Consider the following 14011-nt stretch of genomic DNA (forward strand, 5'->3'; position numbering starts at 1 on the left):
GGGCGGGGGCGCGGTTCCCCGCGCCCCCGGACCTCAGGCGAGGCCCGCCAGTTCGAGGGCCTCGACGCCGGTGCGGAGCGCGGCGATCCGCTCCTCCAGGGTGAACCCGGCCGGTGCCAGCGTCAGCGTGGTGACCCCGGCGTCGGCGTACGCCTGCATCCGGTCGGCGATCCGGGCCGTGGGGCCCAGCAGCGAGGTGGCGTCGATCAGGTCGTACGGGACGGCGGCGGCGGCACCCGCGTAGTCCTTGGCCAGGTAGCGCTCCTGGATCTCGTCGGCGGCCTGCTCGTAACCCATCCGACGGGTGAGCTGGTTGTAGAAGTTCTTCTCCTTGCTGCCCATGCCGCCGATGTAGAGCGCCGTGTAGGAGCGCTGCGAGTCGGCGGCTGCCTTGACGTCCTCACCGGGCGAGATGGCCACCGTCGGGCAGAGGTCGAAGCCGTCCAGGGTCTGCCCCGCCTTGGCGCGGCCGGCCCTGAGCGGCTCGAGGGAGAGCGCGGCGTGCTCGGGCGCGAAGAAGATGCCCAGCCAGCCGTCGGCGATCTCGCCGGTCTGTTCCAGGTTCTTCGGGCCGATCGCGGCGATGTACAGCGGGATGTGCTCGCGCACCGGGTGCACCGTGAGCTTGATCGGCTTGCCCGGCCCGCCGGGCAGCGGCAGCGTCCAGTTGGTGCCCTCGTGCACCAGCCGCTCCCGGGACATCGCCTTGCGGATGATCTCCACGTACTCCCGGGTGCGGGCCAGCGGCTTGTCGAACTTGACTCCGTACCAGCCCTCGGAGACCTGCGGGCCCGAGACGCCGAGGCCCAGCCGGAAGCGGCCGCCGGAGAGGGTGTCCAGGGTGGCGGCGGTCATCGCGGTCATGGTGGGCGTGCGGGCCGGGATCTGGAAGATCGCCGAGCCGACGTCGATCCGCTCGGTCTTCGCGGCGACGTAGCTGAGCACGGTGGCGGCGTCCGAGCCGTACGCCTCGGCGGCCCAGCAGACCGAGTAGCCGAGGCGGTCCGCCTCCTGGGCCACCGCGATGTTGTCGGCGTCCATGCCGAGTCCCCAGTAGCCGAGGTTGATGCCGAGTCGCATGCTGCCAAGCCCTTCAGGTCGCTCCGGTCCGGTCGGTCTTCCGCCCGGCCGCGTTCGGTACGGCGGTGCTTCCCACGGCCGCGTCCGCTGCTTCGCGCGCACGCCCTCCGGTGGTCGCGGTGGCGCGCGGCGTGCCCGGGCTGGTGTTCCGGTGGACGCGCGTCCGTGTCGGCCGAGCGTAACCGGGGGCTCGCAGGTCAGGCTACTAGCCGGTAGATGTGGGCTGCGTCACGCCGCACCATCCCCGCTCCTGCGGGTCTGCCGAGTAGCCAGGGAAGTGGCCGCTACGCTCAGCCCAACGGGGGAAGAACCCTTCCCACCTGCGCGTTTACCAGCTGACGGAGGCTCTGCCCGATGGAAAAGCGTCACCTCGGCCGGACCGGGCTGCGGGTGTCCAGGCTCGGCCTCGGCACCATGACCTGGGGCCGGGACACCGACGAGATCGCGGCTGCCGAGCAGCTCAAGGTCTTCGTCGACGCGGGCGGCACCCTGATCGACACCGCCGACGTCTACGCAGACGGTGGCGCCGAGTACCTGCTCTCCCGGCTGACCGAGAACCTGATCCCCCGTTCCGAGCTGGTCATCGCCACCAAGGCGGGCAGCACCCCGGACCCCGACCGCCGCTTCGACACCTCCCGCGGCTGGCTGCTCGCCGCCCTGGACGCCTCACTGCGCCGCCTGGGCACCGACCACGTCGACCTCTGGCAGGTCCACGCGTACGACCCGGCCACCCCCACCGAGGAGACCCTGCACGCCCTCGACCTGGCCGTCAGTTCCGGCCGCGCCCGCTACGCCGGGGTCGCCGGCTTCAGCGGCTGGCAGCTCGCCAAGGCCGCCACCTGGCAACTCGCCCACCCCGAACGGGTACCGCTGGCGAGCACCCAGATGGAGTACTCGCTGCTCCAGCGCGGCATCGAGCGCGAGGTGCTGCCCGCCGCGCTGGACGCCGGGATCGGTGTGCTCGCCTCCTCGCCGATCGGCCGTGGCGTGCTCACCGGCAAGTACCGGCACGGCGTACCGCCCGAGTCGCGCGGCGCCTCCCCCCACCTCACCGGCTTCGTCCAGCCCTACCTCGGCGAACGGTCCCGGCGCATCGTGGACGCCCTGGCCACTGCCGCCGGCGGCCTCGCCAGCAGCCCGCTCGCGGTCTCCCTGGCGTGGGTCCGGGACCGGCCCGGAGTGGCGAGCGCCCTGGTCGGCGCCCGTACCGCCGCACAGCTGAGCGCGGCGCTGTCAGTGGAGGCGCTTACGCTTCCGGAGGAGATTCGAGGTGCGCTGGACGATGTCTCGGCGCCGGTACACCGCTACCCCGACCAGGGGTGGACGGAGCTGTGAGGAGCGATTGATGGGCGACGGCGACGTGGAGAACGGCCGCGTGGAGAACAGCGCTCCCGGGCACCGCACCGAGGCCGTCGCGGCCCTGGCGGAGGCGATCCGCAACATCGGCCGCCAGGGCGAGCCGGTGGCACCGGGCCACGGCGACGCCCCGGCGAAGGGCGCCGTCGGCGGCGGCCCGGCTTCCGCGCCCGAGGCCACGGCTCCGGCCGAGGCCGCTCCGGTGGCCGGGGCTTCGAGCGGGACCGCGCGGGTGCCGGACCAGCAGCGCGCCGACGCACTGCGGGCCGCCGCCGAGGTGCTGGCAGCGGGCGGTGCGCCGACCGCGCTGGCCGAGGCCGCCGTCGCCGAGTTCGGTGAGGGCGCGGCTCAGACCCTGCGGGACGACCCCTGGGCGGTGCTCGCGCTGCCCGGCGTCCGGCCCGAGCACGCGGACGGCTTCGCGCGCGGGCTGCTCGGTCCGGCGGCCGGTCCCGGTGACCGACGCCGTGCGCGGGCACTGGTGCCCTGGTTGCTGGAGCAGGCGGTGCTGCGCGGCCACTCGGCGTTCGAGATCGGTGAGGTGGTCGCGGGGCTGGAGCGGGCCGGCCTGCCCGACGCGGCCGCCGCACTCCAGGAGGTCGTGGTGGACGGCCGGGTGATGGCCTTCCAGGACGAGATCCCGGACAGCCACCAGTCCGCCGCCTCGGACGAGGACGAGCCCCCGACCCGCACTCTGCTGGCCCTCGAGCGCCTCGCGCTGGCCGAGGAGAGCCTCGCCGACGGCCTCGTCAGGATCATGTCCACCTTCGTCCCGGGAGAGGACGGCGACGAGGAGGCGGACGAAGCCGCGACCGACGCCGAGGAGCCCTCGGCCGACGTTTCCACGGCGAAGGTTTCCACGGCGGACGACGGCGACGCCGGCGAGGTCCGGCCACCGGAGGTGCAGGAGGTACGGACGGCTCCGCGCACCGCCGGACCGTCCGCCTGGGACGCCGCCGCCACGGCCGCTCCCAACTCCTCGGCCACCGCGCTGATCAGGGCGGTGGCCGCCAACTCGCTGGTCCTCCACACGGGCGGTGAGGCGGCCCGCGCCGAACCCGCCGCACTGCTGCACGCGGCGCACGGCCTCGGCCTGCGCGTCTGGGCCGTGACCTGGACCGATCAGGGGCGCGACAGCCTCGCCGCACTCCTGCCCGGCGCCGGGCGCACCGAAGGGGCCGACGCAGAGCGCGGTGAAGGGCCCGGTGGACGGCCCGGCGAGGTGCCCGGCGACGCGGCCCGCACCCGGGTGGCCACGCTCACCGACCTGCTCTCCGGGGCGGCCGGTCCCGGCCGCGCCGAGGACGGTTCGCTCGCGCTGGACGTCCTGGTCGTCCTGGACGCCCCGCTGCTCGACGTCGAGCTGGCGGCCACCCTGCTGGAGGCCCTGGCCGACGGCACCCGGCTGGTGCTCAGCGGCGACCCGGGCCAGCTCTGGTCGGCCGGGCCCGGACGGTTCTTCGCCGATCTGCTCGCCGCGAAGGTCTGCCCCGCGGTGGCCTCCCGGACCCCGGACTTCGGTCCGATCGGCGAACTGGTCTCGGGGATCGGCATCGGCGAACTGCAGAACGTCGAGGCGCCGGAGAAGGAGGTGGTGATCGTCACCGCCAAGGACGGCGCCGAGGCCGTGCACCGCGCGATCCAGTTGCTCACCGACTCGATCCCGCGTGCCCTGGGCATCCCGGTCGAGCAGGTGGTCCTGCTGACCCCGGGCCACGGCGGCAGCGCGGGCACCCGGGTGCTGAACGCCGCTGCCAAGGCCCGGCTCAACCCCGGCCCCGGCCGGTTCGGCGGCTTCGACCCGGGTGACCGGGTGGTGTACTCGCCCGTCCCCGGCATCACCCGCCCGGGCCGGGTCCTGGACGGCGACGCGTCGGGGCTGCACCTCGAACTCTCCGACGGTACCCGGCTGACGGTCACCCCGGCGCAGGCTGCGAAGCTGCGGCACGGCTGGGCACTGACGGTCCATCAGGCCGTCGGCCGGCGCTGGCCGGGCGTGGTCGCGGTCCTGCCGGACGACGCGGCCGCCGGGCTGACCAGGCAGTGGATCTACACCGCGTTCGGCCGCGCGGAGCGGCACCTGTCCGTCGTCCACGCCGCAGGCCAAGCACTCCCGAAGGCCGTCGCCGAGCGGCCGGCCCAGCCTCGCACCACCCGACTCCGGTCGATCCTGGCGGAGCAGACCGGCCAGATGTAACCCCGGCGGGCGGGCCGGCCGGGGGTGGCACCGCCCGCCCCGGCCGCCCGCCCCTGACTGCCCGGGCGGCGCCGGATACTCCGCATCCGGCGCCGCTCACCGTGGTCCGTGCCGGTCAGGCCTCGCCCTCGAAGCGGTCGAGGTCGTCGTCGTAGACCTCGCTGACGTCGAAGCGGCAGATCAGCAGCTGCGGATCAGCACCGTCGAAGGGCTCCGGCAGCCACTCCCCCGGCTCGGACGGCTCTGACGCGGCGACCCAGAGCGTCGAGTCCCCCTCCTCCAGGCCGAACTCCTCGCAGCGGGCGGCGATCTCGTCCGGTTCGTACTCCCCGAAGAGCACGCCGATCGCCGCATTGACCCCGCCGTCCTTGCCGCCGCCGGGAGTCAGCGTGCTGTCCACCCGCTCGGCCTGGGCCCGCAGCCGCTTGGCGTCGGTGATCAGATAGTCGCGGCGGATCAGCACACTGATCGCCTCGGGCTGGTCCGGGCCGACGTAACCGCCGGCACTCTCGTCCCCGGGGACCTCGAAGGGCGTGACCTCGTCGTAGACCTCGTAGAGGATCTGGTCGTAGGCGATGGCCGCCGCTGCAAGCTCCTCGTAGGCGGCGGCGACAGCGGGATCGTCCGCTGCTGCGGGGGCGGAGACCGCTTGCAGATGGCGGTCGATGGCTGCCTTGACCGCCTCGGCGGCGGCGCGTACCTCGGCGATGGTGAGCTGCGCGGCATCAGACATGGTGCTGACGCTATCTCCCCAGGGGGACGACACGCACAGGGGATATCGCCTACACCCGTGAATTCCCGGCAACTTACCCCCGGATGTCCGGTCCGGGCGGTTCTGTGACCGCACGGTCCACCCCTTCCGGACCACCCCCTTCCGGAACACCGGCGGATCCGCCGAGGCCCGACCACCGCCCGCCGACGGCCGCACCGTGCACGATCACTCGCCCCCGACCTGCGCATCGCGGCGGCCCGGCCTGGGTATCCCTCCCGCTGCAAGGAACCTGATTGACTGTCAGCCACGCCCGCGTCAGCCTCGCAGGCAGCGGCTCCCCGGCCCGGCTCGCAGGACCGGTCCGGTTGTCACAGGCAGGTCGTACCCTGGCCTCCAGACGTTCCGCAGGAGGAGAGTTTTGACCCCACCCAAGCTGGTCCGGCAGCCCGAGTACGAGTACCAGTCGCTGCGCATGCCGCGCGGCACCACCCGAAGCGCGGCCCGGCAGCTGCTCACCGACCACGCCGAGTACGGGAACTGGGAGTTGGACCGGCTGCGGCTGTTCCCGGACGGCAGCCGCACGGCACTGCTGCGCCGCCGGATCATCCGGCAGGTCAGGAGCTGGTAGCGGCGGGTGCGGGGCGACAGGACGTCGGGGCGACGGCTCCGGTTCGACCTGCGGACTCCGGCCGCCGGGCGGGTCGCCGATCGTGCGTATGACCACTCGGGCCGACGACGCCCGGGCCCTTGACCACCCCGTGCCGGCCGGTCGGCTGCCGCCGTCCCGCGCCCCGGCGGCCGGGCCTCCTCCGCCCGCACCGGACGGGCGAGCGCCCGCAGCCGTGAACCGCACGACTGCGGGCGCTCGGGTGGGCCCCGGCCGGTCGCCCGCGCCCGGGACAGGAGTCACCCGGGGGCGGAACGGGACTCGTGCGGGGCCCTACGGAGCTCCGCCGTCCTCGGGACGGGGTTCAGCGGGCTCCGGCACGGGAGCGGCGGTAGAGCACGCCACCGCCGAGCAGCAGCGCTACTCCGGTCGGGGCGATCAGCTCCAGCCCGGCCGCACCGGTGGAGGCCAGGTGGTCAGGGCCGGTGCTGGCCACGGGTGGCTGGTGGGGCGTGCCCTGGGGCGGCAGCGACACCGACGTGACAGGCGGGGTGTCGGTCGTACCCCCAGGCGGGGTCACGGTCGTACCCCCAGGCGGAGTGACGGTCGTACCCCCAGGCGGGGTCACGGTCGTACCCCCAGGCGGAGTGACGGTCGTACCCCCAGGCGGGGTCACGGTCGTACCCCCAGGCGGGGTCACGGTCGTACCCCCAGGCGGGGTCACGGTCGTACCCCCAGGCGGGGTCACGGTCGTACCCCCAGGCGGAGTGACGGTCGTACCCCCAGGCGGGGTCACGGTCGTACCCCCAGGCGGAGTGACGGTCGTACCCCCAGGCGGAGTCACGGTCGTACCCCCAGGCGGAGTGACGTGGGTCCCGCCCTGGTTGCCGCAGTCGTTGCCGAAGGCCGGGTTTCCGACGCCGACCACGTTGACGGAGTTCCCGCAGGCGTCCACCGGGACACTGACCGGAACCTGGGCACTGTTGCCGGAGACGACTCCGGGGGAGTTCTGCGCGCCTCCCACGGAGGAGGCCCCGGAACCCGTGTTTACCTGCCCGCCGCCCTGACCGCCGTGTGACACGTTCCCGCAGTTGTTCCCCATCGCCGGGTTGAGCACGCCGACCACGTTGACCGTGTTTCCGCAGGCGTTGACTGGGACGTCCACGGGGACCTGCACGCTGTTTCCGGAGCCCACTCCGGGCGAGTTGGCCGCACCGCCGTGGGCTTCGGCACTTGCGTACGCGTAGCCCGCGGTGGAGGCCAGCACACTGCCGGTGGCGATGGCAGTGAGGATTCCTCTCTTGGCGACCTGTCGCATGTACTCCCCTGACTTGTGATTGTCGGAATTCCTGACGAAGCTGCTGCCCGTCCACGGATTAACGAGAGCCCACCGCAGAAGTTGAGCCGAACGGGAGACGTTCACCCAATCGAGTTGCGAGGTGACTGCATACTGACTCGCACGCCGGGTAGGCAGGAGAACGCCCCCGGGCGGAGCCATCCGCCGCCCGGGGGCGCGTGAATCAGCCGCCCGGCTCAGCCATTACCACGCGAGCCGTCGGACCGTCCTGCGAGAGCTGCCGCAGCGGGCTGCGGCGGGCTGCTCAGAAGTTCTGGCAGTTGTTGCCGAAGGCCGGGTTCAGCAGGCCGATCACGGAGATGGTGTTGCCGCACAGGTTGATCGGCACGTGCACCGGGACCTGGACATTGTTGCCCGACAGCACGCCCGGGGAGTTGACCGCCGCACCCTGGGCCGGCGCGCCGTCGTGAGCGGAGGCGACACCGGCACCCGCGAGCGCCAGACCACCGGCGGCGGCGACAACGGCAACGATCTTCTTGACCTTCATGGTTCCTCCTGGCCGTTCCCGGCAGATCTCCGGGGCGGCTGATGTCGATTCGTCATTCCACAGCCCGGCTCCGAGCTGCCATATGGGTGAACGACGATGCGGCAAACGGGGTACGGAGGCGATCACCCATTCACCCGTAACGGTTACATCTCGCACAGGCAATCGATCTGCTGTTCCGGGATTTATCGTTTCTTCTTAGCCCCCTCCAGCAGGCTTCAAGTCATTCGCTCCGACAATGCGCGCAGCAGCGCCGGCAACGCGCTCCGGCGATGCTGCGGCGATGGTGGGGCGCGCCCTCGGCCCGCTCAGCGGAGGATGCCGGCACGGACGCTCCGGACATGCGGATGGCCCGCCCCGTGTTCCGGGGCGGGCCATCCGTCGGACTCCGTACCGACCGCGGACCTCGCAACGTCTGCGGGCTTCGTACCGACCGCGGACCTCGCAACGTCCGCGGTCCTCGCAACGTCCGCGGGCTTCGTACTGTCCGCTCAGCAGGCGTCGATGAACCGGTCCAGCACCCGGGCGCCGAACTTCAGCCCGTCCACCGGCACCCGCTCGTCCACGCCGTGGAACATCCCGGCGAAGTCCAGGTCCGGCGGCAGCTGCAGCGGCGCGAACCCGAAGCAGCGGATCCCCAGGTCCTGGAAGGACTTCGCGTCCGTGCCGCCGGAGAGGCAGTACGGCACCGCGCGGGCGATCGGGTCCTCGGCACGCAACGCGGACTGCATCGCCGCGACCAGCGGCCCGTCGAAGTCGGTCTCGATCGCCTTGTCCGAGTGCAGGCTCTCGCGCTTCACCCGCGGGCCGAGCACGCGGTCCAGCTCGGCCAGGAACTCCTCCTCGTAGCCGGGCAGGAAGCGCCCGTCCACGTGCGCGGTGGCCTGGCCGGGAATGACGTTCACCTTGTAGCCGGCACCCAGCATGGTCGGCTGCGCCGTGTTGCGCAGCGTGGTGCCGATCATCTTGGCGATACCGCCGAGCACCCGGAGCGTCTCGTCCATGTTCTCCGGGTCGAGCTCGACCCCGAGCGCGTCCGACAGCTCGTTCAGGAACGCCCGCACGGACTTGGTGATCCGCAGTGGGAACTGGTGCCGCCCGAGCCGGGCCACCGCCTCGCACAGCTCGGTGATGGCGTTGTCGTCGTTCTCCATCGAGCCGTGGCCGGCCCGGCCCTCGACCGTGAGCCGCATCCAGTGCATGCCCTTCTCGGCCGTCTCGATCAGGTAGAGCCGGACATCGTTGTTGACCGTGAACGAGAAGCCGCCGACCTCGCCGATCGCCTCGGTGACGCCCTCGAACAGCTCCGGGTGCTTGTCCACCAGGAAACGGGCACCGTAGGTGCCACCCGCCTCCTCGTCCGCGAGGAAGGCCAGCACGATGTCGCGCGGAGGCTTGCGGCCGGTCCGCAGCCGGTCACGGATGACCGCCAGGGTCATCGCGTCCATGTCCTTCATGTCCACCGCACCGCGTCCCCAGACGCAGCCGTCCGCGATCTCGCCGGCGAACGGGTCGTACGTCCAGTCCGCGGCATTGGCCGGCACCACATCGGTGTGGCCGTGGATCAGCAGGCCGGGACGGGAGCGGTCCTCGCCCTCGATCCGGACCACGGTCGAGGCCCGGCCCTTGGCCGACTCGAAGATCTGCGGCTCCAGGCCGAACTCGGCCAGCTGCTCCGCGACGTACTCCGCCGCGGCCCGCTCCCCCGGCCCCGAGCCGTCACCGTAGTTACTGGTGTCGATCCTGATCAGGTCACGGCAGATCTCGGCGACCTCCGACTCAGCCGTCACGCCCGGGACAGCCACCCGCTCCGCCTTCGACTCGCTCAAGGTCACGGTCACTCCTCGTCTCAAGCCCGCCCGGCGCATCTCCACGCCATCCCCGGCCCCACGGCCGCGGCCCTGCGGGCACGCTCCCGCCATCCTCCCCCAGCAACCGCCCCGCCCCAAGGGCAATCCCACAGATCGAAGCCCGCCAGGGCTCGCGACGGACGATTTTGGATCCTCAAGCCGATCTTGCTACAGTTATCCATGTCAGCGCGGCACGGAAACGAAAACCGCAACGACAGACACCTAGTCCGGGTGGCGGAATGGCAGACGCGCTAGCTTGAGGTGCTAGTGCCCTTTATCGGGCGTGGGGGTTCAAGTCCCCCCTCGGACACCAGCGAACCGCTGGTCACGACTGTGACCAGCGGTTTTTGCGTTTCTGGTACTTGCCGGGCCATTGCGATCACCACTCGGTGCGAGCAGCTCCCGACCTTGGGCTGCAAAGCCCTGCCGCAATTGGGATCCGCGTCGCCCGTGCCGACATGAACCACCCGCAACGATGCCAGCGCCGTTGCTGCTACCGGAGAAAATCCGACGACGCACCAGCTGACGCCGCCGTTCGGCGGCTCGTCGTCGACGGTGTGACGTCGCGCGGGAGCCGGGCCCGTTCCCGGCGCCGGAGCCGACGCCCCCGTCCGGAGCGGGAGCGGACAGGTCGTGGATCGTGGCCGGCGCCCTGATCCCAGCGCGCGACTGCTCCGTCTGCGCGTCCAACCGCAACTACCGCGTTCTCCGCATCGCCACCCGATGCGCCGCGTAGCAGGCTTTGATAGCGGTTTGTGTCGATAGGATAGTTTTTGTGATCATTAGTGATCGGCTACGGCGTCGCCGTCCTTCCGGCGCGCGGTCAGAACCTGTTCTGCTGGCGCCGGTGATCCTGACCGTCGTCGTCGCCAGCCTGGCGTTCGCGACGCCCAGGGAGGTCGCCTTCAGCCGCATCCTGACCGCCGCACCGGCCCTCGCCGCGTGCATGTGGCCCGTGCTTCCCACCGTCCTGCTGGGGATGCTCTGCCTTCTGATCATGATCGGCCTCAGCCTCGTCTATCCGGACCTGGGGACGTGGTACACGGTGGGGGCGATCGTCGCGGTCACGGTTGCGGCCGCGTACGCGAGCCATATCCGGCTCCAGCGGGAGACGACCCTTCTGCACGTCCGACTCGTCGCCGACGCAGCGCAGGAAGTGGTCATGCGTCCTCTGCCACGCTTCGTCGGTTGCATCGAGATCGAGTCGCTGTATCTCGCGGCAGCGGCGCAGGCCCGCATCGGCGGCGACTTCTACGAAGCCGTCGACACACCGTACGGAGTTCGGCTGCTCATCGGCGATGTGCGGGGCAAGGGCCTGTCCGCGGTGGGGTCGGCCGCGGCAGTGGTCAACTCCTTCAGGGAGGCCGCCTACGACGAACCGGATCTGCGCGGCGTCGCCCGCCGCCTGGAGACCAGTAGTACCCGCCACAGCGACGTGTACGCCACCCAGGACTCGCCGGAGCGCTTCGCCACCGCCATCCTCGCCGAGATCCCGCAAGACGGCGGCTGCATCAGACTCCTCAACTGCGGGCATCCCCCGCCGCTGCTCGTGCACGCCGGGCAGCTCGGCGTGCTGCAGCCCACGGCTCCCTCGCCGCTCCTCAACCTCGCGGAGCTGATCGGCGACCACTACATCGTCGATTCCGTCCCGTTCACCCCTGGTGACCTGCTGCTGCTCTACACGGACGGCGTGGTCGAGACCCGCGACCGCAGCGGCGAGTTCTTCCCGCTACCGGACTGGATGCGGCGGCAGAGCCCAACCGCGCCCCGCCAGCTACTCGACCGGCTTCACCAGGACCTGATCGACCACAGCGATGGCGGACTCAACGACGACATCGCGGCCCTCGCCGTACGCCTGCGCGAACACCCGGACCGCGAAGATCCTCGTCCATCCGGCTCGGGCACCGCCTGACGGCCGGAGCCGGCATACCACTACAACGGCTCCGTTACATCACCCGACGTCCGTGCATTCGCTGTCTCGGTGCCCCGCGCAGGCAGGTGAGGGAACGCGTGAGCCTGCGAGCTCGACGACGCCTCGCCAGGCCCGGGTGCCGACGCGGCCCGTAGCGGCCGGCCCTGGCTGCTGGCTGCTGGCTGCTGGCTGCTGGCTGCTGGCTGCTGGCTGCGACCGGACGCCCACACCTCACCCGAACGGATCCTGTGCCATGCCTGCGGGCGGGGCAAGGACCAGCATCGCGGTCTGGGACGGCCTCCCCGCACGCACGTGGCTACGGCGGCACCGCCGATGTCGTGGCATACGCCCAGCGCACCGGCGTGCCCGTCCGGGCGCTGTGGCCGGAGGGCGCCGTTCGTGGCAGTGATTCGTTCGGCCGCCAGGTGCGCGAATGAGTTGTTGACCGGCCAACGACTCCGGGAAGACGTGGCGTAGGCCACTGGCCGCCGGGACGGAGTCACGTGACCCACACATGCCCCACAGCGGTCAGCAGCACTCCGGAACAGGCCGGACGCGCAGGCAGCCGAAGCTGTCGGCCCGACCACTCGCCACCAACGTTTTAGCAGGTCAGAAACGTAGAAAGCTGGTGTCAGAGGCGGGAGTTCAAGGCCCCGGGGCACAGATCAGACCCCGGTAAGGCATTCAGAAGCTCTACCGGGGTCTTCTGGTTTCCCCGGTTCCTGTGGCTGTTGACTGGGAGAGCCGGGCGACAGCAAGGCCCGTCAGCCGCACTGCCAGTTGAAGACCGCCCGGTCGAAGCGCTTCGCGGCCAGGTCGGCGGGGCGGATCAGCCAGTACAGCGAGCCCATGTCACCCCAGATCATGTCGGCGGTGGGGTCGCTGTCGATCTGGGCGAGCAGGACCCAGCGCTCGGCCTCGGCCTGGAGTTCGGGGCTGTGCCAGCCGGCCTGGCCGTTAAGGACGGCGTGGGCGACCTCGTACTCGACCGGGTTCTGGATGGGCATCGGGTGGCCGCCTATGCGGTGCTGGCGGCCGCCCCAGGACAGGCGCACGGCGTCGGTGAAGTTGTCCCGCAGGTCTTCGTCGGTCTCCGGGCCGAACGCATCGGTGGTGGTGGGGTGCCAGCGGCCGGGTTCGGAGGCGGTGAGCCGGGCCGTGAGCCGTACCTCGCGGTAGGGCTCCAGGTCTTCGGGGGTGGGGTGACTGATGGTCTCGGCACCGGCCGGGACGTAGACGACTCGGGCGCCGGCCCAGCTGTCGCGGTCGTCGACCAGGACCAGGGCGTCGCCGTCGTCCAGCTGGCCGTCGAAGTAGAAGAAGAGCAGCGTCCCGTCCGAGGGCACTGGGATGTCCAACTCGCCCGTGGGCAGCGCCGCGCAGTCGATCGACGCGACGAAGGACAGCGGCCCGTTGCCCTCCCAGACCGGCCACTCGGTGCCGGGCGGCAGCTCGGGCTCACCGCCGAGTCGGCCGACCACCGGGCCGACCACCCCGGCGGGCGCGGTCGAGAGGCGGACGCACGGCCGCAGCAGGGCCGCCCACCTCCCGGCGCTCTCGGCCGGGAGGTGCCGCCTGGCGGCGGCGGTCAGTTCGGTGGTCCATGGTGCGGGCTGAGCGGTAGTCATGGGTAGATGATGCGCTATGTCCCTGACAGTGCCCTGGGAGCCACCGGCCGCGACCGCCGCTCGGTCGGTCATCCGTCGGCCCGTTCAGGCTTCGACCGGCCGTCCCGCCGGGCCCGGACCGGCTGCCCGGCCTCTCCGCGCGCCGGCCGGGGCTGGTCCTGGAATATCCGGGCGGGCACGGAAGTTGATCACGGCATGACTCAAGGCCCCGCACCCCGCGCGCTGTCCGATCAGGCCCTCTCCGAGCTGCTGGGCAGCCAGCGGTTCGGCACCCTCGCCACGGTCAGGCGCAGCGGCCATCCGCATCTGACCACCATGCTCTACCACTGGGATCCTGACGCCCGTGTGGTGCGCTTCTCCACCACCGCGGACCGGACGAAGGTGAAGCACCTGCGGAACGATTCGCGTGCGGCGCTGCACGTGCCGGGTGGCGACGTGTGGTCGTTCGCCGTGGCCGAGGGCGACGCGGAGGTCTCCGAGGTGACCACGGTGCCGGGCGACGCCACCGGGCGGGAACTGCTCTCGATGATCCCCGACTTGGGGACGCCCAAGGACGAGGAGGCGTTTCTGGCGCAGCAGGTGGCCGAGCGCCGGGTGGTCATCCGGCTGAAGGTCAGCCGGCTGTACGGCACCGCGCTGGACATCGAGGGCTGAGTCCGTTCGCTCCCGGCCCTACTGCCCGAGGAGCAGCGGGGCGGCCGGGCCGTCCCCGGCGGCGGCACGCCGGTGGTCGAGGGCCCACCGTTCGAGTCTCACCGTCCCGAACCGCGCCTCACGGTTCGAAGGCCGTCTCCGCCACTGGCGGGGACGGCCTTTCCGCGCTCCCGG

Annotated in this window: 11 protein-coding genes, 1 tRNA gene and 1 pseudogene; 6 read left to right on the plus strand and 7 right to left on the minus strand. The window is 71.8% G+C overall.

What is annotated here, in order from left to right:
* Window positions 1-33 precede the first annotated feature (33 nt).
* Window positions 34-1080 (minus strand): LLM class F420-dependent oxidoreductase, encoded by a 1047-nt coding sequence (locus tag ABD369_RS07855; protein WP_344635515.1) that lies wholly within the window; start codon window positions 1078-1080, stop codon window positions 34-36.
* A 354-nt stretch (window positions 1081-1434) separates the two neighbouring features.
* On the opposite strand from ABD369_RS07855, the gene ABD369_RS07860 reads away from it, so the two are divergent.
* Together ABD369_RS07860 and ABD369_RS07865 are read left to right on the plus strand one after the other, a co-directional pair.
* Window positions 1435-2415, plus strand: a complete 981-nt coding sequence (locus tag ABD369_RS07860; protein ID WP_344635516.1) for an aldo/keto reductase — start codon at window positions 1435-1437, stop codon at window positions 2413-2415.
* A gap of 10 nt (window positions 2416-2425) precedes the next feature.
* The gene (locus tag ABD369_RS07865; protein WP_344635517.1) at window positions 2426-4633 is read left to right on the plus strand and encodes an ATP-binding domain-containing protein; all 2208 of its coding nucleotides are present in this window, start codon (window positions 2426-2428) and stop codon (window positions 4631-4633) included.
* A 115-nt stretch (window positions 4634-4748) separates the two neighbouring features.
* Here the strand turns inward: ABD369_RS07865 and ABD369_RS07870 are convergent, their stop codons facing one another.
* Entirely contained in the window at window positions 4749-5366 is a 618-nt protein-coding gene (locus ABD369_RS07870; RefSeq protein WP_344635518.1) for a hypothetical protein, read from the minus strand.
* Window positions 5367-5763: 397 nt separating this feature from the next.
* Between ABD369_RS07870 and ABD369_RS07875 the strand changes: the two genes are divergently transcribed.
* Window positions 5764-5973, plus strand: a complete 210-nt coding sequence (locus ABD369_RS07875) for a DUF5703 family protein (protein WP_425557555.1) — start codon at window positions 5764-5766, stop codon at window positions 5971-5973.
* A gap of 343 nt (window positions 5974-6316) precedes the next feature.
* On the opposite strand, the gene ABD369_RS07880 is transcribed toward ABD369_RS07875, so the two are convergent.
* From ABD369_RS07880 to ABD369_RS07895, 4 genes and pseudogenes are all read right to left on the minus strand, one after another.
* A complete protein-coding gene (locus ABD369_RS07880) occupies window positions 6317-6448 on the minus strand; it encodes an LPXTG cell wall anchor domain-containing protein (protein ID WP_344635726.1) in 132 nt (43 codons plus the stop codon).
* Between the two features lie 399 nt (window positions 6449-6847).
* A pseudogene (locus ABD369_RS07885) lies at window positions 6848-7450 on the minus strand (chaplin); the annotation flags it as partial.
* Between the two features lie 103 nt (window positions 7451-7553).
* Window positions 7554-7796 (minus strand): chaplin, encoded by a 243-nt coding sequence (locus tag ABD369_RS07890; protein WP_344635519.1) that lies wholly within the window; start codon window positions 7794-7796, stop codon window positions 7554-7556.
* A 488-nt stretch (window positions 7797-8284) separates the two neighbouring features.
* The gene (locus ABD369_RS07895; RefSeq protein WP_344635716.1) at window positions 8285-9622 is read right to left on the minus strand and encodes a M20/M25/M40 family metallo-hydrolase; all 1338 of its coding nucleotides are present in this window, start codon (window positions 9620-9622) and stop codon (window positions 8285-8287) included.
* A 246-nt stretch (window positions 9623-9868) separates the two neighbouring features.
* On the opposite strand from ABD369_RS07895, the gene ABD369_RS07900 reads away from it, so the two are divergent.
* Together ABD369_RS07900 and ABD369_RS07905 are read left to right on the plus strand one after the other, a co-directional pair.
* Window positions 9869-9956: transfer RNA gene (locus tag ABD369_RS07900), tRNA-Leu, on the plus strand.
* A gap of 534 nt (window positions 9957-10490) precedes the next feature.
* The gene (locus ABD369_RS07905) at window positions 10491-11555 is read left to right on the plus strand and encodes a PP2C family protein-serine/threonine phosphatase (protein ID WP_344635520.1); all 1065 of its coding nucleotides are present in this window, start codon (window positions 10491-10493) and stop codon (window positions 11553-11555) included.
* A 764-nt stretch (window positions 11556-12319) separates the two neighbouring features.
* Here the strand turns inward: ABD369_RS07905 and ABD369_RS07910 are convergent.
* Entirely contained in the window at window positions 12320-13183 is an 864-nt protein-coding gene (locus ABD369_RS07910; protein ID WP_344635521.1) for a YwqG family protein, read from the minus strand.
* Window positions 13184-13378: 195 nt separating this feature from the next.
* Between ABD369_RS07910 and ABD369_RS07915 the strand changes: the two genes are divergently transcribed.
* A complete protein-coding gene (locus ABD369_RS07915) occupies window positions 13379-13837 on the plus strand; it encodes a pyridoxamine 5'-phosphate oxidase family protein (protein ID WP_344635522.1) in 459 nt (152 codons plus the stop codon).
* Window positions 13838-14011 lie beyond the last annotated feature (174 nt).

Origin of the sequence: Kitasatospora cystarginea (genome assembly GCF_039533515.1) — a bacterium.
Classification (GTDB): domain Bacteria; phylum Actinomycetota; class Actinomycetes; order Streptomycetales; family Streptomycetaceae; genus Kitasatospora; species Kitasatospora cystarginea.

Coding starts and splice junctions, on each gene's coding strand:
- ABD369_RS07910 (WP_344635521.1), bottom strand. CDS start 13,183: ATGACTACCGCTCAGCCCGCACCATGGACCACCGAACTGACCGCCGCC.
- ABD369_RS07855 (WP_344635515.1), bottom strand. CDS start 1,080: ATGCGACTCGGCATCAACCTCGGCTACTGGGGACTCGGCATGGACGCC.
- ABD369_RS07870 (WP_344635518.1), bottom strand. CDS start 5,366: ATGTCTGATGCCGCGCAGCTCACCATCGCCGAGGTACGCGCCGCCGCC.
- ABD369_RS07890 (WP_344635519.1), bottom strand. CDS start 7,796: ATGAAGGTCAAGAAGATCGTTGCCGTTGTCGCCGCCGCCGGTGGTCTG.
- ABD369_RS07865 (WP_344635517.1), top strand. CDS start 2,426: ATGGGCGACGGCGACGTGGAGAACGGCCGCGTGGAGAACAGCGCTCCC.
- ABD369_RS07915 (WP_344635522.1), top strand. CDS start 13,379: ATGACTCAAGGCCCCGCACCCCGCGCGCTGTCCGATCAGGCCCTCTCC.
- ABD369_RS07860 (WP_344635516.1), top strand. CDS start 1,435: ATGGAAAAGCGTCACCTCGGCCGGACCGGGCTGCGGGTGTCCAGGCTC.